We start from the raw sequence: 22,723 nt of genomic DNA, 5'->3' as shown, positions 1-22,723 counted from the left end.
TGTAATTCACATCTATCATTAGGAATAGCTTGCCCTAACTTAGACGGTGATTCTCTATGATGAATGCTCAACGCTTAACTTTCGAGGGAATTTATCAATTTTTTCAAACCCCGCAGCCGGTCTTTCTCAATCAAGAACTCACAGTTTGCTATTTGATGTCGGTGCTAGTTCGCTCTGAGTCCTATGGGACAGAACTGGTACAACAGCTACAGCAGGACTACCCCAACTATCGGCTGTCAGACACGATTCTGCAAAATTCGCTGCGGTTTCTGGAAAAACAAGCCCTGATCACAAGCTACTGGAAAAAACTAGAAAAGCGGGGTCGTCCGCGCCGAATGTATCACCTGCGCCCGGAAGCTCGGTCTAAAGCAGAAGACTTGGCAAAGCTCTGGTGGGAGCATATGGGACTCGCTCCTGCCGATCGCTCAACTCCAGAGCCAACCCCCGTGGTTTAAGTTTCTCAAAAACAATTGTCCGCCGATCGCAGGGGCGGCGGACAGTCTAATGCGTTCTAATACGTTAAATCCAGTTAAAGCGGATTAAGCGCTAGCGATGAGTTAAGGCGGAGATTTAGATCGCTTTGAGAATTAACCGAAATGACCTGATTTGTGTTGCGTCCGAAGATCAAGCCGCCTAATGCACCTGCGCCTGTTCCGATTAAAACCTTACCCAGGGAAACCCGACGATTTCCACTGACAGCGGAAATAATCGCCGCCGCACCAGACCCGATCGCGGCTCCTTTGAGGATGGCATCGGTGCTGACTCCGCGTCGAATCTCTTCAGTCCGGCTGATCACATCGGTTTGGGCATCGAGTGCGAGTTGAGTGCCGTTGGTCAAGACCAGCGTATTGGCGACAAAGCGCGTTCCACCGCTGGCGGGCTGGAATTCGCCTTTGACTTGGCTACCTGCGGGAATGAGCAGCGCTCCATTCGAGGTGCGAACGTTGTTGGGGATCGTTAGGGTAATGGGAAGACGCTCATTAGGGGCAACCAGAATTTTTTCAGCATCGCGGTAAGCTAGGCGCAGAGTAGTATTGGCGGGGATGCGAACTGCTCCCGTAGAGCGGGGTTGCGAGGGAAAAAGCTGAGCAATCTGCATGGAAGCAGGGGCAGCAACCGCGTCTTTTGCCAAGACGATCGGGGCAGCTCCGGTTGCTGTTACACCTAATGTCAGGGCAAGTGCAGTCCCGGACTGTAGTTTTTTCAGGTTCAACATGATTTTTGTCCTTCAAGTCTGAATCTAGCGGCGATGTCTTGATTGACTTTGCAGCTAGAAGTTAAGTTCCTTGAGCTGAACATGGTTATTTCGCATTAACAAAAAACCTGTCTGAAGCCGGAGATTCGAGCAGGTGGGAAAAAATCAATAATTCTAGACCTTGCACCTTACAATTCAGTCTAGTGACTTCCTCTAGAAAATCAATCCTGAACAATCCGATCGCTCCCCAAATAGCGGATCATTTTCAGCTATGCTCGATCGCCGAAAGTACCTGCATCGGTAAGTACACGGTAAACTTTGAGCCAACCCCAACCGTCGATTCAACTTCGATCGAACCTCCGTGTAGCTCGACTAATTGCTTGGTGAGCGCGAGTCCTAACCCCGTTCCTTCATACTTGCGGTCATATGACGCATCTAACTGCTGAAACTTCTGAAACAGAAACGATCGCTGATGGCTAGGAATGCCAATTCCCGTGTCTTCGACTTGTAAGACTGCGGCTTCTCGGCTAATTCTGACGCGCATCGTGACGCGACCTTGCGCTGGAGTGAACTTAATCGCATTGTTGAGCAAATTGAGGCAAATTTGCTGGACTCGCTGTGGATCAGCTTGAAATAGAAAGTCTTGTGATCGCTCTATGGCACTTTGAGATCGTTGTGGCAGCAGTTCTAGCGATAGTTCTACCTGTTTCGCATCGGCTTTATCCCGCAGCAGTTGAATGGTTTGCTGAGCCAGGTCAGCGAGGGAAAATCGTTGAATTTGCAGAAACATTCTCCCCGCTTGTACTTCTGACAAATCGAGAATGTCGTTGATAAGTGTCAGCAAATGTTCGCCGCGATCTTGAATCGTTTGGAGATATTCCCGCTGCTTTTGGGGAGCCAGTGTATAACTGACATCCTGGTTATAGCAGCGTAATAGCGTTGAAGCCATGCCGATAATCGTCGTGAGGGGAGAGCGTAGTTCGTGACTCATCGTAGCGAGAAATTCTGATTTAGCACGGCTAGCAGATTGAGCAGCGATCAAAGTATCTCTCAGTTCTTGAGTGCGATCGATAACTTGCTGCTCTAGCGTGTCTTTCTGCTCTTCTAGTTCGCTGTAAAGTTTTGCTTGATAAATGGCAATCGCGAGGTGTTCGGCGATGCGCTGAAGCAGGACTTTTTCGCGATCGTTCCACTGACGGGGCTGTTGGCACTGATGCACGATCAGCAATCCCCAAAGCTCATCTTGTACAACGATCGGAGTGACCAGTTCCGCTTGCATATCGAGTGAGAACTGATCCAACAACGAGGCAACTGTTGAGGATTTACGTCCGTTCACTGTCCAGGTAATCGATTCGTGCTGAGTTTTCTGAAGACGCTGTAGACTGGCAGCACTATATTCACTCATCACATGCAGAATCGAAGCAATCGCGTCGTTACTGCGTGACTCATAGGTAATACCATCCAGCTTCTGAATCATGCCGTCAGCGATCGAGCTTGTCATCGGATCAATTGCACAAGAAGGAGCCGGAAAGTTGAATTGATAAATGATTACACGGTCGGCTTGCAGAAAATCGCGCACTCGGTGAACTGCGGTTTCGAGAATCACAGGCAGATTTAAGCTGTGCCGAATTAAAGTCGTGACCTGGCTCAGTAGGCGTTCTTGCTCGACTTGATGAAACATTGCAGCATCCGGTGCAGGATGGGACAACAGTTCGATCAGTTTTAGTGCGAATTCACTTTGGCGATCGCTGTTGTTTTCCTGTAGCTCGAATGAAAAGGTAGGCGGATGGCTTAAAGTGCTGAGAAAGTCGGCGATCTCAGTAGGCGAAAACGATAGTTTTAGACAACAGTGCTCTGAATCTAGGGGTGCTCCTAGCAGCAAGGCGCTAAAGTCGGGCGATGCTACAAGAACAAAGCGAGAGGCAATTTGAGGAAAATTGGCTTCTGTCAATACGATCGCATCTGATCCAACCATCTGTTGGAGCAAGCTTCCGACTTGGTTAAACACAATCCAGGAAGAAGTTTGACTCAGGTTCTGGAAGCTAGGCATATCCGGGAGAGCAAGCGGCAGGTTTAGAGGAAGCGATTGACTCTATTACACTGCGGGGTGTTGAGCATCGTCCGTCGGAAGTGTTCCTTTATTATCAGTCTGATTTCAGGCGACCTGAACTTTATGAAGGTTCCCTTAATGTGATGATTACTCTGTCTGTAATTCTAAATAGATCGTAATACCAATTTGATTTATGAGTTTTGCGCCCGATTGATCGCTGCGGAATTTGTTTTTGAATCGGTATCAAAACAGGGAGAAATTTTTGACACAAAAAAGGGGCGAATGATTCGCCCCTTTTCTCAATGGCTTAAACCATCTTTAAGTTCGGATACTCTGCCAACAGATCATCGCGAGTCAGAACATCACCTTCAGCTTGCGGAGTCCATAGCACTTCCAAAGCTAGAAGCTGATCGCTTGAAACACTACCCAACTGACCCAACGATCGTCGCAGGTCTTCAGCACTATTAATCTGTGGAAGCTGCAACTTACCTTGAGTTCCCACCAGCAGTGTTACAACAATGTACTCGCCGGAAGTCTCTGATAATGCGCCACCTTTTTCTGCAACAGTCAACGCACTCGATGAAGCAGGTTTCAGTTGATTGTTTACGTTTGAGAGGGTTTCTGCATTGAACTTGCTGCGCTCAGATAACGCCAGACGATTGAACTCTGCACCTGCGGCTTCAAGTCGAGCTTGGCTCGATTCGGCAATGCCGTACACCCAATACTGAGGATTACGTAACAGAGCCAGCGTTACTTCTTGCAGCACTTGAGCTAAGCCTTCCGAGGTTTCCGTATCGGCGCGTTCACCGATGCGATCGAGATCGGCTTTCAGTTCCCGTGCTTGAGCTAGCAGCCCGACTTGGACTTTCGCTACCGAAACGGTCGAAGAGCCGTAATCCAGTTCGCCATCGCTGCTAGCGCGGCGGAAGCTGTTGACCAAGAAGCCTGCAACCGAAATCAGAATGAACAGCGAGAACACGCCACCCAGTCCGCCTCCAGTGCCAAAGAACGGGAAGTAGACAAACGGGAAGAACCCACCGCCACCGGGGTAATAGCCACCACCGTAACCGCCTCCAGGTGGAGAATAAGTCCGGCTGGGAGGCGAATAGCTCCGAGCCGGCGCTCTAAATGAGCCGCCACCAATCCGTCCACCGCTTGCTGCCAGCGCACCATCCGCATGACCAAACGCCAGCGTAATCACTAGCGCCAGTGCGATCACCGGACGGAGTAAGGCTTTAAATCGTTTTGAAATCTTCATAAATCTTTCCCCTATCGCTTCCAGACGGAGAGAAGTCAGGTTCAGCCGTCCGGCTTGTCTTAACTCTTTGTTACAGAGTTTTAAGCTCACAGATCTACTGTATCGCTTTCAATAGAGGTTGCAAATGTCCTAAGCGATACGTTTTAGGAGAGATTTCCGTACTAGAAGTTAGCCGCCACCGACGATCGTCACGATCTCTAGCCGATCGCCGTTTTTCACTTCGGTTTCGTCCCAAAACTGGCGATGCAGGATTTCGCCGTTGTATTCGACCGCGACTAAGCGGGGATTTAGCCCTAACGATTCGAGAAATTTCGGCAGCGTTAAAGCTGCCTCACAGGTTTGAGTTTCTCCGTTCACTTGTAGCGTGATCATGCGTCCCCCCACGGATCGGGCGTGGTGTGCGCCCGAAATCGGCGTTTCTGCTCTAATTGGGCGACAAAAAACTGGGTCGCAAAGGTGGGCTGGTCGGCTTGCATAATCGCCCGCACCACAGAAATGCGATCGGCTCCGGCGGTTAACACTTCATAGACATTTTGCGTATCAATCCCACCGATCGCATACCAGGGAATCGAGCAGTGTGCGGCTGCGTATCGCACATAGTCTAAGCCTGCTGCGGGTCTGCCTGCTTTTGTCGGCGTTTCGTAAACAGGCCCGACTCCAACATAGTCGGCTCCCTGCGCGATCGCTTGCTCTAATTGCTCTGGGCTGTGGGTCGATCGACCAATAATTTTGTGTTGACCGAGCATTTGGCGTGCCCACTCTAGCGGCAGGTCGTCTTGTCCGAGGTGAACGCCGTCAGCATCCACGGCTAATGCCAGATCGACGCGATCGTTGACGATAAATAGCGCGTTATATTCCCGGCACAACTGGCGTAACTTTTGAGCATTCTTGAGCCGGACAGAATCGTCTGCTTCTTTATCGCGATACTGCACCAGGGATAGTCCACCTTGTAGGGCTGCTTCTACGGTGCTGAGTAGGTCGTCGGTCGGTGAGGTGATGAGGTATAGCCGTGCAGATTCTAATTGCTGACGGCGCTGGATCGAGAGTAAATGGCTTTCGAGCGTGTAGACTTGGTAGCGCATTTGTTTGACCGCGCTTGCCATCTCCGATCGATAGACTTTGCCATATTCTTCCAGCACTCGAAGTGCCTCTTCTACGCGGGCAAAATTCACTTGTAGCACTTGTTCGACGCTAGTGCGGACTGCTTCCTGGGGATGGGTTAAGTCGGTGCCAGGATCATCCGGGGTATTTCGAGCCGCACGCAGTTCTGACTCATGCCAGTGGGCGAGTTCTTGCCGCCAGTCTTTGCACTGTTCGGTTAACGTGGCATCCTCTAAGCCAAAGCGACACCATTCCTCAATCACCCGTAAGCCTTCGCGGGCACGATCGAGGTTCGCATCTAAAATTCGGTATAGTGCTGGCTGCATAAGGGGTTGAAACTGCGCTGAATTGCCCATTCGATCAGTCCTATTGATTGTTTATCGTATCAGGGGTGCGAGACCTAACGCTTTTATAAAGAATCTTTAACTATCTGTCAGTAGATTAACTGAGAGAATTTCATCCCAGCGTGGTAATTTACGTAGAAATCGCCTCTTGCTCAAGGTTCCAGTAGTTCTACAGAGGTCGATTTAGATTTCCTATGTAGACTGAAATCTCTGTAACCGATCCATTTGCGTGCGCCATGTTATCCGAACAAGCCGTATGTAGGAGAACAACTGTGAATCGCCCTTTTCAGCCCCGTTTTGCTTTCTCGGTATTTGCTGTCTTTAGTGTATCGGGACTCGCTGCACCGCTTGCCAGTGCAAATCCGATTCCTGATCAGATGATTCGATCGACTGGCTCTGTAATTTATGTGAATCCCGCGATCGGTAGTGATAGTGCGTTGGGTCAAGCGAATTCTCCGCTTAAAACGATTACGGTGGCGCTCGATCGTGCGGCTCCAAATTCGACGATCGTTCTCTTACCTGGAGTCTATAGTGTCGAAACTGGGGAGGTTTTCCCGATCCAGCTTAAACCCAGCGTCACGGTTCAGGGCGATCCCCGCGATCGGGGGCAGAATGTGGTGATTCGCGGCGGCGATATGTTTTTGAGTCGATCGTTTGCGCGGCAGAATGTCACGATTTTGGGGGCGAATGGGGCGACTTTAACCGGAGTTACAGTAACCAATCCGAACCCGCAAGGATATGGACTTTGGACAGAATCGAGTAGTCCGGTGGTTGTGGCGAATACTTTCGCCGGGAGCAGTCATGACGGCGCTTCGATCGTAGGCAATAGCGCTCCGATTCTGAAAAACAATTATTTCCACCAAAATGGTGCAAACGGCATCACAATTTATGGCACTTCACGCCCTGAGCTTCAAGAGAACATTTTTGAACGGACTGGATTTGGCGTAAACATTTCTCAAAATGCGGCTCCGAGGCTGATCGGCAATCGGATTACTCTGAACAAAGACGGCATTGTGATTCAGGGTAATGCTCAGCCGATTTTGCGAAACAATGTGATCGACAGTAACGATCGCGATGGCATTGTTTCGATCGCGCAGTCTCGTCCGGATTTGGGTACTTCGGCTGATCCGGGTAACAATACGTTTGTGAGTAATCGTCAGTTTGATGTCAATGCTCAGAGGACGACGCAAACGGTTCCAGCCTTTGGAAATCAACTCTCTGCCCGGACGATCGGACGGTTGGATTTATCTGGAATTGACAACACTCCACCGATTACAACAAATATTGCGTCTTCGACTGGGTTCGGACAGGCGCGACCTTTGACCAGTCTGACTCCGATCACCATTAATGCCAGATCTCCAGTTGGTCGTAGTCGTTCCGCCTCGGCTTCAGGCGCGATTGAGATTCCGGTTCCAGCTCCGATGAGCAATCCGACTCCTGTGGTGCAGCGCCGAATTGCCCGATCGGCGTTCCCACGCCCAATGAATTCTGGACAATTTGCACCCCTGCCGATCGCGCGATCGACGTTTGCACGCCCAATGGATTCTGGGCAATCTGCATCATTGCCGATCGCGCGATCGGCGTTTCCGCGTCCGACTGAACCGAGGCAAAGTGCGTCGCTCCCTGTCGGGCAGAGCATTCTACTGCCGGCATCAGCGTTTCCTCGATCAGCGACACCAATCCAGATCAATAGCATCTCGCGAGCGCCGGTCTCGCAGCCTTCTGCGTTTCAGGCTCGGCGCGCTGTTCCAGCAGGGCTCTTACCTGTGCCTCGTGCTGTACCGCCGATCGGGAATACACGCGGAACGACGGTGCGGGTTTGGCGAGGAGGGGGAGCACGGAGCGCAGCGGTGGTGAGTCAAGCGGCGAGTTTAGGGTTTCGGTTTCGGGTGATTGTGAGAGCGAATACGGATATTGAACAGTCGCAATTGCGATCGGTAGTTCCGGGTGCGTTTTCGCTGCGGGGACGGAATGTGATGCAGGCGGGTGCGTTTCGCGATCGCACCGAGGCAGATGAACTGCTGCAAGTGCTGATGAGTCAGGGATTGCAGGCGGCGATCGAGGGGATTTAACGATCGGTCTGGGAGAGTTTTTCGCTGCGGCTGAGTCGGGTGATGTCTCCTCATCTAACGTCAGTTCGACGAGTTTTCCTGCTTCGTTTTACCGGCTTCTTGCCCCCTAAATCCCCCATTCTGGGGGACTTTGAAGGTTGGAAAACTCCCAATTTTAGTTTTGTTTTCTAATACCAGATTGATTTGTGGATGCGACAGATTCTCGCCCCCTAAATCCCCCATTCTGGGGGACTTTGAGTATGATCTGTCGCATTCTATGTTTAATTCGGTATAAGTCCCCCACTCGTGGGGGATTTAGGGGGCTAGCAAAGGCAATCAACGAAGCGGATAATTTTTATCGAACTCCGTGAAATCGACTAGGACTTCGGACGATTGTGATCTGATGCACTATTCCAGTGGTCACGATCGCTATTTCAGTGATCCGTTGCACTGTTTCAGTTCACGCGATCGCTAAAACAGTTCACGCGATCGCTATTTCAGTGATCCGATGAGCTATTTCAGTTCACGCGATCGCTATTTCAGTTCATCGATGAGCTATTTCAGTTCACGCGATCGCTAAAACAGTTCACGCGATCGCTATTTCAGCGATCCGTTGCACTATTTCAGTGATCCGTTGCACTAAAACAGTGCAATTCTTCAGTCCTACCAATTAAACGCTGGAAAGAAGTTCTCCCCGACCGATCGCTTCAGTCGCCGCATCGCTCGACCCGCCATCTCGGTAAACAACAACTCCCCGCACAAAAGCTGCGTTGCATACCGCGTCGCCTTGTCATACTTCACACCGTACTTGTAGCAAGCCCCCGTCCACTGATAGAAAATCCGCGCCAAATTCAACGCCGCATCGAAATTTGCCGCAAATTCCGCATGAATACGATTCGTGTACTCATCGGTTGCCTCATCAATAATCGAATCTGCCGCGATCGCACCACTCTTCACCGCGTGTAAAATTCCATCACCAAACAGGGGATTAATCAACCCCGCCGCATCCCCAACGAGTAAAATTCGTCCTTCATGCAGTCGCTCTTTTCCACCCCAAATCGGCAGCGGATGAGCATGAAACTTCAGCGCATCCGGGTCATACTTCACCCCCAGCGCATCCATATATTCAAAAATCGTCTGCTTCAACTGCGCGGGTAAAGCACGATCGCTCCTTGCGTCCAGCGAATTCGGACGAAACGCACCCGCCCCAATATTTAAATGATCACCCTTCGGGAAAATCCACGCATAGCCCCGTTTTACCGCCCCGTATTCTAAATGAGCAATATCCGGACGCAAATCCGCATGACCCTCGCCCCATTGATGCGGATGCTCAATCTCCATCGCCAGCGCGATCGTCGGCTTCTTCCTTAGCTGTGTTGCCTTCACCACGACTCCGTTTGCGCCATCTGCGCCGATCACATATCGCGCCTTTGCGGTAAATTCACTGCCTGTCTTAAAGCCTTGCGCTCTCACGATCACGCCATTCGATTCTGGCTCCACCGATCGCACCGCAATCCCATCCCTTAACTCGGCTCCAAATTTCAGCGCTCTCTGCGCCAAAACCTGATCAAAAATCGGGCGCTGCACCATCCACAACGACAACCGCTCATCTGTCGATCGTGGATTCATCAAGCCCAAATACGCATCCTCAAACTTCCAGGTGTGCCGCATCATCGTCACATCCGACTCCACAAACGCCTCCGGAGCCAAATCTTGCAGTTGATCCTGCATCACCATCGGCATTCCACCACCGCAAGTCTTATGACGCGGTAAAAACTGCTTTTCGAGCAGCGCTACTTTCAATCCTGCTTGAGCCAACTTTGCAGCCGAGATCGTTCCAGACGGGCCCGCACCGCAAACAATAACATCGTAATTTTGCATGAGCGATCGGTAAAATTTCGCTTTCTAGCCTAATCGAAAATCGCTTCCTACAGTAGCGGATGTCGTGCCAACTCTGACTCCTGTAGGGGCGACCCTGAATCAGTCGGGGAGTGGGGTGTCGTTTTAGCGTTCACAACTCAAACCCGATCGCTGTTCAGCCTGCTCAATCACTTCTCAGTAATTCCAGGGATCGATTTCTAACCAGTAATATTGCTCTGAATAGCAAATTAATACGGAAACCCAACCGTGAATCAGCTTCGTAGTGCTCAACATAATGACCTTTAAGCTATATTAAGCAACCGCTTTAGAGATAGAATCGGATCTATCTCAAGGACAACCTTTCTACACAGAAGTAAAAGTATTGAATTTGTGCAAATAAATTGATGTAAATTTAGCGATGTTTTTATGAAAAAACAGTAGAAGCTTTCAGGATTCTAGGTTTCTGGCTAGAAAGATCATGAGTATCTGCAACTGATACAGCATCTTTAAGATGAAATTTTTAAGGTGACATTCCACTTATACAGAATGTTTTGGCTAACGCTAAAAAGCGGTTTCATCTAATGAGCAGCACAGGTAATACCTACCAGAAAAATGACCGGATTAGTATAATACCGCTAATTTTCCAGCAAATCTATCTTCAGATTTAGTCAGCCGTGCAATGACTCGAAAGAATAACCCTCAATCGCTGCAACCGACGCTAAGGGAAGATTTGATGCAGATTTTAGTCATCGAAGACGAAAGGGACGTGCGCCTCAATATTGTTGAGATTTTGGCTTCTGGAGGATTCGACTCGCTGAATGCAGACAATGGACGAATGGGCGTAGAACTGGCAAAAGAACGATCGCCCGATCTGATCTTGTGCGACATTAAAATGCCCGATTTTGACGGCTACCACGTTCTAGAAGCCCTGCGGCAAGATCCCCAAACCGCCATGATCCCGTTCATCTTTCTCACCGCAAAAGCGGACAAAGCCGAAATTCGGCACGGCATGAATTTGGGAGCCGACGACTATCTTGTCAAACCGTTTCGGCGCGTTGAATTGCTCGATACGATCGCGGCGCGCCTCAAACGCCATCGCGCCCAAGTCGAAATTCAGAAGAAAGTCGATCAGCTCCAACAGCTCAACAGTCAAAAAAACGATCTGCTCAACACGATTACGCACGATCTCCGCGCTCCACTCACCACGATTAAAGTGGCGCTGCAGCTGATGGAAGCCGTGCCCGAAAATCGAGGGCAATATACCGAAATTGCGCTGACTGCCTGTGAGCAAGGCGAGGAGCTGATTCAAAATCTGCTTGACTTATATCGACTAGAGGCGGGTGAGGCATTATCTCCTGCAGAACCGCTCAACTTAAAGGAACTGATGCGCTTAACGACCGAGGGGTTTCGAGTGCGAAGCCGCGAGGGTCAGCAACGCTTCAGAGTCAATTTGCCAGAAACGCTACCCACGATCGTAGCCGATAGCATCAGCTTACGACGCATCTTGGTGGAGCTGCTCAACAACGCTTGTAAGTACACCGAAAGCGGCGGCGAAATTTGCTTTCGAGTGGATGAAATCGCCCGCTCAACTCGGAGAACCGTGCTGAGATTTACGATCGCCAATCAAGCCGAAATTCCCTCGCAGAGCCTACCGCAAATTTTCGACAAGTTTTACCGAGTTCCGGGTCGCGATCGTGCGCTCAAAGGTGGAACAGGGTTAGGACTAGCGGTGGTGAAAAAATTGGTTGACCAACTCCAGGGCACGATCGCGGTCAAAAGCGAAGCGGGTTGGACAACTTTTGTGGTTGAGCTTCCTTTCGAGGCGCTTTGAGTGCGATGAGCAAGGTTTTGATTCTCGGCATTTCTGTAGGTTTGATCGTGGGTCTATTGTGGGCGGGGGCGCACTTTATCGACTCGATCGGTGAACTGGTTCATTTCAATGCTCGTCCTCAATCCGATCGAGTGGTTTGTGAACTCACCCGCGAACCACTCATCGGCAAGCTAGAAACGCAGCAGTTTGATAAATCCCGGCTGCGATCGACCACAATCCAGAGCCGATCTAATCAAATTCGACTTGCTTTAGTCACCCAGTCTGGCGAACAAATTCCACTCACCCGCAATTGGTCAATCAGCAACAATCAGCAGCTATTGCAGCAGAGGGAATCCCTCGATCGCTTTCTTGCTGACCCGAAGGCGACGACGATCGAGATGCGAACGCATCGCCCCGGCTATCTTTGGGTTATTCTGGCGGTGTTAATTGGAGCGATCGCCCTAGTTGGGAAAATTGCGCTACACCTGATCAAACCTTAGCGACAGCCTAAACTTTCGCGGCTGTCTACTCCGGTTGTGGGATTGGTCCCAGCCGCACGTTTACACAATTGCGTTGTCGTGTAGCGATCGAGGATGGCATCGGTAAAGTCAACCCCTGTAATGTCCGCCTCATCCAGAATGCTATTCGTCAACGTTGCACCGACTAAAATCGCATTCGTCAAATTCGCTTTGTAAAGCGTGACGCGATCGATCAGCGATCCTTCCAAGTTTGCGCCGCTCAGATTTGCACCCAGTAAATTTCCCTTGGTCAGCATTGAATTTTTCAGGTTTGCCCCCTGAAAATTTGCCTCCCGCATCTCGGCAGCAACAAACACCCCGCCCTCAAAATTTTGGTTGGAAAAATCCTGTCCAGTGAGTTGAGCATTGGCATAGTTGAGAAACCTTGTCTCAGCGAATGCCGGATTTGCCGCCAGCAAAATCCAAAACCAAGCCAGTGCAACAATCAACAGAGCGTAAACGATACGCTTTACCGTGCGGGGAATTGGAACAAGAAACATCAGACCAGCGTGAACGAAAGAGCTACCATCAGCCTAACGCTTACTGCGGGAGTTTCGATCGCTGAGCTTGCCAATCATCCCCAATCCGAATCGTCAAATCCGAGTCGAGTTCCCCAGTCGAATTGGCTTCAACGTTGCCAAATCCCAGCGCACTTTGCAGCACTTTCGCACCCTGAAGATCGCCGCGCTGCACGATAATTTGCGTTTTCTGCTGTGGGTCTTGCCAATTCTGAGCCTGATAAACATTCGTATATCCAAGCGTTTCAAGATACTGAGCAAACTGAGTTCCAGCCTTCGGATCGCCGGACGCATTCTGAACGGCAATTTTGAGATTCGCTAAGGGAGCTTCCAGTCCGGTTTCCGTTGCGGCAGACTTGAAATATTCCTGCATCACGCGATCGCGCCCCTGCGTATCCATGATCCAATAGCTGGCACGAAATTCATTCGGAGCGCTAAACCGACCCGGCAACAGCACCATCTTGAAATCATCTTTGTCGAGCTTCTGCCCAAAATTCACCAGCGCCAGCATCTCTTCCATCGTCAGATTCGTGTCGATGTACTTCTGCATCAAGCTGACCAACCTGGGAATGCGCGGCAAAACCATTGGGCTGGTCAATTTCGATCGCAGCGCTTTGATTAATGCCTGCTGCCGCTGTACCCGTCCAATATCGCCGATCGAGTTATGCCGAAATCGAGCAAACTGCTCTGCTTTTTCTCCGTCTAGCGTCTGCCAACCGGGTTTGAGATCAATTTTGAGCTTTTGCGTGTTGTCGGTGTACTGCATCGCTTCAGGCACATACACTTCAACTCCACCAAGCAGATCGACCAGTTCGCGAAACGCATCGGTACTGACGCGGACATAGCGATCGATCTGCACTCCATTTAACGCCTGACTCACGGTTTCTCGCGCTAAAAGCGGCCCACCGCTGGCGTTGGCTTGATTGATCTTTGTGACTCCCACGCCCAGTATTTCAACTTGAGTATCCCGTGGAATCGACAGCAAACTCACCGAATCATCGGTTGGATCAACTCGGAGCAGCAGCATCGTATCACTTCGACCGGAGAAGATTTCGCTTGAACCCGCAGGAGCATCCAGCACGCGATCGATCCCCATCACCAACACATTCACGGGACGAGACACTTTGTACCGAAACCCACTGCTCCAAAAATCTCCGAGCAATCTTCGCCCCTGGTCTGGAGCGACACCGGGAAGCGGGGCGATCAGCGCCAAGGTGGTTCCAAGCGTTGCCGAAATCGTCGCGGCTCCCAAAAATCCAGCAATCCAAAAGAGCGATCGTGCGATCGCAGGCTGCTTAGGAGAGGTCACAGGCGAGATCGGGACGGCAGGGCGAGATTGAGCGGTCAATTTCTCAGTCGCGCTAGACGGATCTAGCGTAGATGGTCGCTTAGACTCTTTCACTCCGTTCACACCTCAAAAAACTTCGCTCAAACGCTCTACCAAGCTGTTCGTCGTTATCCTAGCCAGAAAGTTTCTAATTTTCTTCAGCTTTTGGAGATATTCTCTCCTGCCAAACTAAGTAAATTAATTACCACTTGAATTATCACTCGGTAGATGAAATTCTGAGCAACCAGGCTTGGGTCATTCCAGGGAATTCTACACTCCCCTTCCGACATTCGGCTAGTGTTGTCTATCAAAATTGCACGATTTGGGGTCAAAGAAAACCGCATCTTTCGCATCTGCCAACCGAAGTAGCATTCTCAGAGTCAGGCAAGCTGCCTGATTCCCACGATAAACCTTGAATATTGCTGATCCGCCTAGATCGATCGGGGAAGAATGAGAAGAGTCCGCAAAGATAGTAATCAACGATATACGAATAGTCGTGAATTGATTAAAATCTGAGCGTTGTTCTAACCCCAATGGTGTGACGCGATATGACCCCATCTCTTGTTCCGATTATCCTTGCTGGCGGAAAAGGTGAGCGCTTTTGGCCCCTCAGCCGCAAACACCGTCCAAAACAGTTTCTCTGTCTAGATGGCAGCGGACGCAGCCTTCTACAAACAACCGCCGATCGCTTACTTTCGACCGCAGGCGATTGGAGCAATCTTTGGGTCGTGACGGCTTCCCATTTAGCCGATGGGGTGCGTGAACAGCTTCCCGACTTGCCGATCGAAAACATCCTAGTAGAGCCAGAGGGGCGCGATACGGCTCCGGCAGTGGCATGGAGCACGATCGAAGTTGCAAAGCGCTACGGTGAGGATGTTGTAACCGGATTTTTTCCAGCCGATCACTGGATTGCAGAACAAAACATTTTTGAAGCGACGCTAAAAGCCGCAACAGATGCAGCCGTCCAAAATGCAGCGATCGTCACTTTGGGAATTGCGCCAACTCATGCAGCAACGGGATATGGCTACATTGAGCAGGGTGAAAAGATTGGAGTGTATGACGATTATCCTGCTTATCGAGTCGATCGCTTCACAGAAAAGCCCGATCGCGAGACCGCAGAAGCATTTGTCAGTAGCGGACGGTTTAGCTGGAATGGTGGCATGTTCGTATTTCAAGCAAAAGTGATGCTTGATCAGCTGCACAAACACGCCCCAGAAATCATTCAATTATTAGAAGAGAAAGGCATCGAGGCGTATTCAACCGTTCCTAAACTCAGCATCGATTACGCAGTGATGGAAAAGACCGATTGTGCTTGTGTGCTGCCAGTGCGCTTTAGCTGGGATGACTTGGGCGATTGGGGAGCGATCGAGCGTTTAATGAAGTCCGATAATCCAAATGTGGAGTTAGGGCAGCATGTCGGGCTGGATACCAGTGGCGCGATCGTTTATACCTCAGATGATGATGAAGTGGTGGTGACGATCGGTTTAGAAGACACAGTGATCGTTCGCGATGGCAAAGTGACGCTGATTGTGAAAAAAGACCGGACGCAAGAAATTAAATCGGTGTTGAAAACGATTCAGGCGCGATCGGAATTTCAGGATTTGTTGTAAAAAATCCCAATGGATATAGAGGCGCGATTAATCGCGTCTCTACATCCCGGTAACGATCAATTGATGTGCAACTCATGAGCAACACACCCAAGGGGCATCACAACACATTACACTGCCGAAATTCGACATGATCCCGACTAATCGAAATATCGCAATTGCCAAAGAAATCATGACCGAGTAACCCCACATCCAACGGGCCGATCGACACCGGAACCTCGCGAATCGTACTCCCTGCAACGGTGATCGACTGCACCACCGCAACTCTCACCGTCGTCACACCTGCTGCGGTCATCGCCTGAGCCTCACCGACGACCCTAACTCCCAATCGCCGCGCCATTTCCGCCGTGATCATCGTCGCGGATGCCCCCGTATCAACCATCATTTCATAGCGTTGATTGCCGTTAAAAACCACATCGATCACAGGAATACGATTCTTACGATACTTAATTGGGACTCGAATCCCTTGCTCTTTTTGAGCTGCGATCGCGCTTAGTTCCTCGGCTGAAATTGCGCGATCGATGCGAATGCCTGGATCTTGCGCGGCGATTTTTTCTTTTCCGGTGCGTGCCGCTCGATCTTCCGTTCTTGAAAGGGCTTGCTGAAATTCAGAGAGTTTTTGATTGGCTCGCTTGCGGTTTGGATCAGATTTCGGCACTTGTTTGAGCGCTGCGATCGCACTCTTCCACCGACTCGCAACCAGTTGCCAATCCTCCGGAGACTGCGCCGATTGACTGATCGTGCGGGCACTTGCCGCTCGATCGAGCGCCGTTTGATAGAAATCTTCAGTCGGTGCCGCAGGAGTGGCGACCGTTTGAACCGGAGAAGACGAAACCTGTGGAGAAACTCGCTGCGTCGATCGCTCCTGACTACACCCCGCTGCAATCGCCGCGAACACGATCGCCGACCCAACCCAAACACCAACTCTGAGCATACTGAGAATTCCAAGGACTCAATCCTGACCGTCTTAGAGTTCCCTAGAATTCTGTGCAAAAGCTTAGAGACCCCTTGCAAGCCGCAATAGACATGATAATAATGATGAGATCTTTGTAATTGACTGTGTTTATGTCCTCTGCTCAACCTGCGTTACTTGTGCTGGCTGATGGCACAACTTATCAGGGTTACTCGTTCGGTGCAACGGGAACCACGATCGGAGAAGTCGTGTTCAATACCGGAATGACGGGTTATCAAGAAGTCATGACTGATCCAAGCTATCGGGGTCAGATTGTGACATTCACCTATCCAGAACTGGGCAATACGGGCGTAAATCCCGACGATGAAGAATCCGACGTGCCGCATGTCCGGGGCGTGATTGCCCGAAATATTTGCGAACGTCCGAGCAACTGGAGATCGACGCAATCCCTGCCCGACTATCTCAAACAGCACCACTTACTCGGCATCTACGGCATCGATACTCGTGCCCTAACGCGAAAACTACGATCGGCGGGTGCAATGAACGGCGCGATTTCAACCGAAGTGCTCGACCCCAGCGAACTGCTCGAACAAGTGCAGAACGCACCGAGCATGGCAGGATTGAACCTCGTCAAAGAAGTCAGTACGACCCAAGTTTACGAATGGTCAGAAAAAACCGAGACGATTTGGGAATTTAGCTCGACTGCTTCGAGCCTTGAAGACCCGATGACTGTGGTTGCGATCGATTTCGGCATCAAGCGCAATATTCTGCGACGGCTTGCGAGTTATGGCTGCCGTGTGATCGTTGTTCCGGTCAACACTCCGCCTGAAGAAGTCCTTAAGTATAATCCAGACGGAATCTTTCTCTCGAACGGGCCGGGCGATCCGGCTGCTGTCACCGAGGGCATCGAAACTACAAAAGCACTCTTGAAGGCTGAGAAGCCCGTTTTCGGAATTTGTATGGGACACCAAATTCTCGGCTTATCACTGGGTGCCGAAACCTTTAAGCTCAAGTTCGGACATCGCGGCTTGAATCAACCCTGCGGTCTGACCCAGCAAATCGAAATCACCAGCCAAAATCACGGTTTTGCGCTCGCTGCCGATTCGCTCCCGGATGCCTCGATCGAAATCACTCACCTGAATCTCAACGATCGCACCGTTGCCGGATTACGGCATAAAACCCTGCCGATGTTCTCAGTGCAGTATCATCCGGAGGCGAGTCCTGGGCCACACGATGCTGATTATCTATTTGAAAATTTCGTGCGATCGATGCGCGAACATAAACAATCAGAAATCAGGCAATAGAAAATATTGCTGCAACGGTGTATACTGGAGCGTCAAATTAAATTTAGAGTTTAAACGCGGTAGGAGGGGGCTATTCCTGAGCAACTAACCCTAACAGTCAGTCTTCGAGGCACACGCGAAGTTAGGGACAATACATATCAACTCTTTCGCCTCGTCGGGCAACTTGATGCTTTTTCTGAACCAACCTTCCGGAAAGTTCTGACAAAATGCGTTGAAGACGGCCCTAAACACGTCATTTTAGATCTGTCTAAAATTGACTTTGTTGATAGTTCCGGTCTGGGCGCTTTGGTGCAAGTTGCCAAAAAAGCGCAGCAGGCATCGGGAACCTTACAGATTGTGACGAATGCGCGAGTCACACAGACGGTCAAGCTTGTTCGTTTAGAACAATTTTTGGCGCTGCAACCGTCCGTGGAAACCGCGATCGAGAATGTTCAATCTGCCTAAGTCGCATCATCTCAGAAAAGAACCGCTGTCCAAATGGTTGGATAGTCGGTTTTTTTCGTAGTCTGTTACGATAAAAAAGCGTCTTACGGAGTCGGAAAAGATGTGATCTCATCGAATGAGTTAGGGGTTCTAGAATTATCTACAGGCTTGCCTGCGCCATCGATGTCTGAGATCCAGCGGCTCTCTCCGGCTGCGTTCGCGTATTTAGGCGATGCAGTTTACGAACTGTATATTCGGAGGCGTTGTCTGTTGCCACCGAAGCGTTCTGAAGTCTATCATCAACAAGTTGTGTCGAACGTGAGGGCAGAAACCCAAGCCTTGCACCTGCGATCGCTCATGCCCCATTTAAGCGAGTCTGAACATGAGTTTCTCAAGCGGGGACGCAATGCTGCTGTAAATCGCCCAAAACGACTTGACCCCGAAATTTACCAACACGCCACCAGCCTAGAAGCCCTAATTGGCTATCTGTATTTGACTGACCCTGCCCGCTTGTTTGAATTGTTAGGGTTTCTCAACCTTAAGTAAAAAATTAGAAAAAGCAAGATTTGACGTGATCGCTTTTCTTTGTCGTCTTTTTGCCTGTTCCTTCTGCCTCTTCAACCAGGATTAAATTACTATGGCTACTCCCAATAACCGCAACGCTGGCTCACAAGGTCGGTCAAATCGTGACTTTGGCGGTAAAAAACCCAATTTCAAAAAGTCGGGCAATCCCAAACGCAACAGCGAGGGAAGCTTTGATCGCCCTAAAACTGACGATCGCCGATTTGAAAAGCGCGACCGCAGCTTCGATGGGGATCGAGATCAGCGCAGTGCCGGTGCTGACGGCTCTAATCGGGGTCGCTCAGACTCAAGCGGTGAAAGACGCTACGAACGCAAAGAAAGAAGTTTTGATCGTCCCAGAAACGACGATCGGCGATTTGAGAAGCGCGATCGTCCTAGAGATGATTTCAATGGAGAGCGGCGCGGACGGGATTCTGATCGTCCGAGGGGCGAATTCAACGGAGAACGAAGAGAGCGGAATTTCGATCGCCCCAACGGTGAAAGACGCAGCTTCGATCGTTCAAAAGGCGAATTCAACGGAGAACGAAGAGAGCGGAATTTCGATCGCCCCAGCGGTGAAAGACGTAGTTTCGATCGTTCAAAAGGCGAATTCAACGGAGAACGAAGAGAGCGGAATTTCGATCGCCCCAATGGTGAAAGACGCAGCTTCGATCGTCCGAAAGGCGAATTCAATGGAGAACGAAGAGAACGGAACTTTGATCGCCCCAATGGTGAAAAACGCAGCTTCGATCGTCCCAGAAGCGAATTTAACGGGGAACGAAGAGAACGGAACTTTGATCGTCCTCGAAATGACGGCAGTGCGAGATTTGAGAGACGCGATAGCTTCGCTCCCCGCAAGCCTGACCATTTAGCCGAGCAAGCCCGCGATGATATCCCGCAGCATTTTGTGTCGCATGATGAGCCATTTGAAAGCAACGAAGCTCCCGATCTAATCTATGGTCGTCATCCGGTGTTAAGTGCGCTGCAAGGGGAGCGATCGCTTAATCGCATCTGGATTACAGAAAAGCTTCACTATGATCCCCGCTATCTTTCATTGCTGAATCAAGCGAAAGCAAACGGAACAGTCATCGATGAAGTCACACCAAAGCGATTAGATCAGCTAACACATGGTGCAAATCATCAGGGGATCGCAGCGCAAATTGCAGCTTATGAGTACACTGATCTTGGTGATTTGATTGTTCGTGCGAAAGCTGCAACCGATCAGCCTGTGATCGTGGTTGCAGATAGCATTACCGACCCCCACAACTTAGGCGCAATTATCCGGACGGCTGAAGCGTTAGGAGCACAGGGAATCGTGATTCCGCAGCGTCGTGCGGTGGGCGTAACTTCAACCGTGATGAAAGTGGCAGCAGGCGCGATCGAAAAGCTTCCTGTAGCTAGAGTGGTCAATCTGGCTCGTGCGCTGGAAGACCTCAAAGCGGCTGGATTCTGGATTTATGGTACAGCTTCCGAATCAAGCCAGCCAGTTCATACCGTCAAATTTGCTAAAGCCTCGGTGTTGGTTGTTGGTGCAGAAGGGGAAGGTTTAGGATTGATGACGCAGCGCGGATGCGATGTACTGGTTTCAATTCCACTACAGGGCACTACGCCTAGCCTCAATGCCTCAGTTGCAGCAGGAATGGCACTCTATGAGGTGTACCGTCAACGCTGGGAGAACACCATCCATCTGGATGGATTTAAGACATCGATCGGATTGAAAAATCAAGTGTGACGGAGTATAAAGAGACTTGAACTCCGATTTGGAGCATCAAGCACAACAATCTCCCAGCATTCTGTTGCAAGATTGAATCTGATGCACTGGTAGCTTTCCCCTCTGACGATGTTCGCTGCGGATCGCAGGTCGTTCTTTGATTGAATTAGCTAGCTTATGAATGAACTCTTGACAGGTTTTCTTAGCTCGATCGGTCTTGCTTGGTGGGTTGAGATCACGACTGATAGCCCCCGATGCGTCTACTATTTCGGCCCTTTTCCCAACAAGAAAATGGCTCAAAGTCACCAGTCGGGCTATCTCGAAGATTTGGAGCGCGAAGGCGCGACCAACATCAAAATCACGATCAAACGCTGTAAGCCCTCGAATCTCACCATTTACGATGAGAAAGCGGATGTGGGGTTTAACAAGATGCCCGGTGTTTTGAGCGGTCAGTATTAGTATTAAGCATAAGCTGGCAAAGCGCTTGGGAAAGACGCGATGTGCGATCGCGTCTTTCCAGCTACTGACACACTTCGGACTGATACACTTCGGGATGTCGATCGAGCCATTGATCGATATCCATTAGAATTTGATTCGGAATTTCCCACGGCAGCAGGTGTGCTGTGTCGGAATAGACTTTACATTCACAGTTCGCCAGATGTTTTGCGGTTTCAAGACTTGACGCTGCGGTAATGTGGCGATCATGTTCACCCGCTAACATCAGCACCGGACAGGTAATCTTTTCAAAGTTTTGCACTCGATAATACCCTTCGCTTAGTGCTGCATTCAGCGCTCGATTTGCAGCGACCGAGGTATTCAGAAAAGCATAGACTGCATCACTCGCGATGTATCGGTAGGTTGCGGGGGTGTGCTGCTGAATGAGGTGCCGGAAGAGCGATCGCTTTGCAAAGGTGTCAATATTCCAGCGCCATCCAGGTTTAATCACATTCAACAAGGCAGCGATCCCAGTATAGAGATTGTCTTGCAGGCTAATTCGAGGATGATTTCCCCAGGGGCGCGCAGACGTAGCAACGAGAATCAAACCGCTCACTTTTTCGGGGAAGCGGGCGGCAAGTTCGAGCGCAACAATTCCACCGAGCGACCAGCCGAGGATTAAGGCACGATCGATGCCGTACTGCTCCAACACCCCTTGCAAATCATCCAGGTGATCGAGCATGACAAAATTGGCGCGGGTTTTTGACTGACCATAGCCGCGTAGGTCGGGCGCGATCGTTTGAAACCGCTTTGATAAATGTTGAGTAAATACGCTCATACTGCGACCCGATCCCGGATGTCCATGTAGACAAACGATCGGATAGCCCGCTCCATCAATCCATACCTTTAAAGAAAATCGATTCATTTCTACCCCTAATTCTCAACGTTCGCTTCCCGCTCTCCGATATCATGAGAGACGAATACTCGCAAACAAACTGGTGTTATGGCAACGGAAGAAACCAAGCCTCAAGGCGAATCGGAACTCCCCCCGACGGTGGGCGAAAATGTACCCGATGTCGTCAAAGAAAACCTGCATGGGGAAGATGTACCCACCACCACGGAGATTCCGACGGCAAACGCACCTGATCCCACTGCCGTAAATGCTGGAGATAATCCTAACGCAGCGAATCCCGCAACCGGAAAGGCTCCAAAAGAAGATGCGGGAATCAAGCCTGCGAAGGCGAAGAAAGAAAAGGCTCCAGGCGTTGAGGATAAGCCTTTCGGTGACTTTATTCAACAAGATTATTTGCCTGCTTTGAAGCAAGGATTAGAGAACCTGGGAACGCGATCGCTGGAACTGCATTTCGAGAAGCGCAAGATTCCAATTAAGGGTTACGACCAAGCGCCGGAGTGCTGGCAGGTGATTGGCAAATGGCAACCGAGCTATAAGCAATTGCGGGAATTTAATATCTATTTTTTCGATGAAAATATCAATGGTTTGAAAGGATTTGCTTGTGCAGAGGGCGATCGTCTTAGCACTCTGGAATCTTTTTTGATTGATGAGCGCAAAGTTACGCTAGATCTGCTGGTGTTTGGTACAGTTCAACGCCTGAACGGTCAGAAGTGGTTAGCTCGCAACTAAGATGAAAGCTTAGAAAGCCCTCGATCGTGAGTTTCCGATCGAGGGCTTTTTGCGGGGTTCTGGCGATCTGCTGATCTATTCTGGTGGGGAAAAGC

Annotated in this window: 21 protein-coding genes; 11 read left to right on the top strand and 10 right to left on the bottom strand. The window is 50.2% G+C overall.

Annotation, left to right across the window (positions count from 1 at the left end; genetic code table 11):
• Positions 1-59 precede the first annotated feature (59 nt).
• Complete coding sequence (locus H6F51_18010) at positions 60-455, top strand: helix-turn-helix transcriptional regulator (protein MBD1824369.1); 396 nt, start codon at positions 60-62, stop codon at positions 453-455.
• A gap of 74 nt (positions 456-529) precedes the next feature.
• Here H6F51_18010 and H6F51_18005 read toward each other — a convergent pair whose 3' ends face one another.
• The 5 genes from H6F51_18005 to H6F51_17985 form a co-directional block, all read right to left on the bottom strand.
• Entirely contained in the window at positions 530-1,216 is a 687-nt protein-coding gene (locus H6F51_18005) for a hypothetical protein (GenBank protein ID MBD1824368.1), read from the bottom strand.
• 244 nt (positions 1,217-1,460) lie between these two features.
• A complete protein-coding gene (locus tag H6F51_18000; GenBank protein MBD1824367.1) occupies positions 1,461-3,245 on the bottom strand; it encodes a GAF domain-containing protein in 1,785 nt (594 codons plus the stop codon).
• Positions 3,246-3,552: 307 nt separating this feature from the next.
• Complete coding sequence (locus tag H6F51_17995) at positions 3,553-4,503, bottom strand: DUF1517 domain-containing protein (protein ID MBD1824366.1); 951 nt, start codon at positions 4,501-4,503, stop codon at positions 3,553-3,555.
• A 168-nt stretch (positions 4,504-4,671) separates the two neighbouring features.
• Positions 4,672-4,875 carry a thiamine biosynthesis protein ThiS gene (gene thiS, locus H6F51_17990; GenBank protein ID MBD1824365.1) on the bottom strand — a complete coding sequence of 68 codons (204 nt, stop codon included), beginning with the start codon at positions 4,873-4,875 and terminating at the stop codon, positions 4,672-4,674.
• Positions 4,872-5,930: a thiamine phosphate synthase gene (locus tag H6F51_17985; protein MBD1824364.1), complete on the bottom strand. Its 1,059-nt coding sequence runs from the start codon at positions 5,928-5,930 to the stop codon at positions 4,872-4,874. Before H6F51_17985 ends, thiS begins: the two co-directional genes overlap by 4 nt.
• A gap of 254 nt (positions 5,931-6,184) precedes the next feature.
• Here H6F51_17985 and H6F51_17980 point away from each other — a divergent pair, with 254 nt between their 5' ends.
• The gene (locus H6F51_17980; GenBank protein MBD1824363.1) at positions 6,185-8,020 is read left to right on the top strand and encodes a DUF1565 domain-containing protein; all 1,836 of its coding nucleotides are present in this window, start codon (positions 6,185-6,187) and stop codon (positions 8,018-8,020) included.
• Positions 8,021-8,662: 642 nt separating this feature from the next.
• Here the strand turns inward: H6F51_17980 and H6F51_17975 are convergent.
• Positions 8,663-9,880, bottom strand: coding sequence for a geranylgeranyl reductase family protein (locus tag H6F51_17975; GenBank protein ID MBD1824362.1), 1,218 nt, complete (start codon positions 9,878-9,880; stop codon positions 8,663-8,665).
• 658 nt (positions 9,881-10,538) lie between these two features.
• On the opposite strand from H6F51_17975, the gene H6F51_17970 reads away from it, so the two are divergent.
• Both H6F51_17970 and H6F51_17965 read left to right on the top strand, forming a co-directional pair.
• Positions 10,539-11,690 (top strand): response regulator, encoded by a 1,152-nt coding sequence (locus tag H6F51_17970; protein MBD1824361.1) that lies wholly within the window; start codon positions 10,539-10,541, stop codon positions 11,688-11,690.
• A 5-nt stretch (positions 11,691-11,695) separates the two neighbouring features.
• On the top strand, positions 11,696-12,169 hold the full coding sequence (locus H6F51_17965; protein ID MBD1824360.1) for a hypothetical protein: 474 nt from the start codon (positions 11,696-11,698) through the stop codon (positions 12,167-12,169).
• Here the strand turns inward: H6F51_17965 and H6F51_17960 are convergent.
• Both H6F51_17960 and H6F51_17955 read right to left on the bottom strand, forming a co-directional pair.
• Positions 12,166-12,687 (bottom strand): pentapeptide repeat-containing protein, encoded by a 522-nt coding sequence (locus H6F51_17960; protein ID MBD1824359.1) that lies wholly within the window; start codon positions 12,685-12,687, stop codon positions 12,166-12,168. The genes H6F51_17965 and H6F51_17960 overlap by 4 nt on opposite strands.
• 40 nt (positions 12,688-12,727) lie before the next feature.
• Positions 12,728-14,116, bottom strand: coding sequence for an LCP family protein (locus H6F51_17955; protein ID MBD1824358.1), 1,389 nt, complete (start codon positions 14,114-14,116; stop codon positions 12,728-12,730).
• Positions 14,117-14,580: 464 nt separating this feature from the next.
• Here H6F51_17955 and H6F51_17950 point away from each other — a divergent pair, with 464 nt between their 5' ends.
• Positions 14,581-15,642, top strand: coding sequence for a mannose-1-phosphate guanylyltransferase (locus tag H6F51_17950; protein ID MBD1824357.1), 1,062 nt, complete (start codon positions 14,581-14,583; stop codon positions 15,640-15,642).
• A 97-nt stretch (positions 15,643-15,739) separates the two neighbouring features.
• Here H6F51_17950 and H6F51_17945 read toward each other — a convergent pair whose 3' ends face one another.
• Positions 15,740-16,573 (bottom strand): retroviral-like aspartic protease family protein, encoded by an 834-nt coding sequence (locus H6F51_17945; GenBank protein MBD1824356.1) that lies wholly within the window; start codon positions 16,571-16,573, stop codon positions 15,740-15,742.
• 125 nt (positions 16,574-16,698) lie between these two features.
• Here H6F51_17945 and carA point away from each other — a divergent pair, with 125 nt between their 5' ends.
• The 5 genes from carA (at position 16,699) to H6F51_17920 (ending at position 21,010) form a co-directional block, all read left to right on the top strand.
• Positions 16,699-17,856 carry a glutamine-hydrolyzing carbamoyl-phosphate synthase small subunit gene (gene carA / locus H6F51_17940; GenBank protein MBD1824355.1) on the top strand — a complete coding sequence of 386 codons (1,158 nt, stop codon included), beginning with the start codon at positions 16,699-16,701 and terminating at the stop codon, positions 17,854-17,856.
• A 72-nt stretch (positions 17,857-17,928) separates the two neighbouring features.
• Positions 17,929-18,300 carry an STAS domain-containing protein gene (locus tag H6F51_17935; protein ID MBD1824354.1) on the top strand — a complete coding sequence of 124 codons (372 nt, stop codon included), beginning with the start codon at positions 17,929-17,931 and terminating at the stop codon, positions 18,298-18,300.
• Between the two features lie 162 nt (positions 18,301-18,462).
• Entirely contained in the window at positions 18,463-18,825 is a 363-nt protein-coding gene (locus H6F51_17930; GenBank protein MBD1824353.1) for a ribonuclease III, read from the top strand.
• Between the two features lie 91 nt (positions 18,826-18,916).
• Positions 18,917-20,572: a 23S rRNA (guanosine(2251)-2'-O)-methyltransferase RlmB gene (gene rlmB, locus H6F51_17925; protein MBD1824352.1), complete on the top strand. Its 1,656-nt coding sequence runs from the start codon at positions 18,917-18,919 to the stop codon at positions 20,570-20,572.
• A 156-nt stretch (positions 20,573-20,728) separates the two neighbouring features.
• Positions 20,729-21,010, top strand: coding sequence for a DUF1816 domain-containing protein (locus H6F51_17920; protein ID MBD1824351.1), 282 nt, complete (start codon positions 20,729-20,731; stop codon positions 21,008-21,010).
• A 61-nt stretch (positions 21,011-21,071) separates the two neighbouring features.
• Here the strand turns inward: H6F51_17920 and H6F51_17915 are convergent, their stop codons facing one another.
• A complete protein-coding gene (locus H6F51_17915) occupies positions 21,072-21,911 on the bottom strand; it encodes an alpha/beta hydrolase (GenBank protein ID MBD1824350.1) in 840 nt (279 codons plus the stop codon).
• Between the two features lie 78 nt (positions 21,912-21,989).
• Here H6F51_17915 and H6F51_17910 point away from each other — a divergent pair, with 78 nt between their 5' ends.
• Complete coding sequence (locus H6F51_17910; GenBank protein ID MBD1824349.1) at positions 21,990-22,628, top strand: DUF2996 domain-containing protein; 639 nt, start codon at positions 21,990-21,992, stop codon at positions 22,626-22,628.
• Positions 22,629-22,723: the final 95 nt, after the last annotated feature.

The organism is Cyanobacteria bacterium FACHB-DQ100 (genome assembly GCA_014695195.1).
In the GTDB taxonomy this organism is placed as follows: domain Bacteria; phylum Cyanobacteriota; class Cyanobacteriia; order Leptolyngbyales; family Leptolyngbyaceae; genus Leptolyngbya.
This window is presented reverse-complemented; position numbering and strand designations above follow the sequence as displayed.

Coding starts and splice junctions, on each gene's coding strand:
- H6F51_18005 (MBD1824368.1), bottom strand. CDS start 1,216: ATGTTGAACCTGAAAAAACTACAGTCCGGGACTGCACTTGCCCTGACA.
- rlmB (MBD1824352.1), top strand. CDS start 18,917: ATGGCTACTCCCAATAACCGCAACGCTGGCTCACAAGGTCGGTCAAAT.
- H6F51_17960 (MBD1824359.1), bottom strand. CDS start 12,687: ATGTTTCTTGTTCCAATTCCCCGCACGGTAAAGCGTATCGTTTACGCT.
- H6F51_17965 (MBD1824360.1), top strand. CDS start 11,696: ATGAGCAAGGTTTTGATTCTCGGCATTTCTGTAGGTTTGATCGTGGGT.
- H6F51_17995 (MBD1824366.1), bottom strand. CDS start 4,503: ATGAAGATTTCAAAACGATTTAAAGCCTTACTCCGTCCGGTGATCGCA.
- H6F51_17970 (MBD1824361.1), top strand. CDS start 10,539: ATGACTCGAAAGAATAACCCTCAATCGCTGCAACCGACGCTAAGGGAA.
- H6F51_17975 (MBD1824362.1), bottom strand. CDS start 9,880: ATGCAAAATTACGATGTTATTGTTTGCGGTGCGGGCCCGTCTGGAACG.
- H6F51_17910 (MBD1824349.1), top strand. CDS start 21,990: ATGGCAACGGAAGAAACCAAGCCTCAAGGCGAATCGGAACTCCCCCCG.
- thiS (MBD1824365.1), bottom strand. CDS start 4,875: ATGATCACGCTACAAGTGAACGGAGAAACTCAAACCTGTGAGGCAGCT.
- H6F51_17950 (MBD1824357.1), top strand. CDS start 14,581: ATGACCCCATCTCTTGTTCCGATTATCCTTGCTGGCGGAAAAGGTGAG.
- H6F51_17930 (MBD1824353.1), top strand. CDS start 18,463: ATGTCTGAGATCCAGCGGCTCTCTCCGGCTGCGTTCGCGTATTTAGGC.
- H6F51_17980 (MBD1824363.1), top strand. CDS start 6,185: ATGTTATCCGAACAAGCCGTATGTAGGAGAACAACTGTGAATCGCCCT.
- H6F51_18010 (MBD1824369.1), top strand. CDS start 60: ATGAATGCTCAACGCTTAACTTTCGAGGGAATTTATCAATTTTTTCAA.
- H6F51_17920 (MBD1824351.1), top strand. CDS start 20,729: ATGAATGAACTCTTGACAGGTTTTCTTAGCTCGATCGGTCTTGCTTGG.
- H6F51_17945 (MBD1824356.1), bottom strand. CDS start 16,573: ATGCTCAGAGTTGGTGTTTGGGTTGGGTCGGCGATCGTGTTCGCGGCG.
- H6F51_17915 (MBD1824350.1), bottom strand. CDS start 21,911: ATGAATCGATTTTCTTTAAAGGTATGGATTGATGGAGCGGGCTATCCG.
- H6F51_18000 (MBD1824367.1), bottom strand. CDS start 3,245: ATGCCTAGCTTCCAGAACCTGAGTCAAACTTCTTCCTGGATTGTGTTT.
- H6F51_17985 (MBD1824364.1), bottom strand. CDS start 5,930: ATGCAGCCAGCACTATACCGAATTTTAGATGCGAACCTCGATCGTGCC.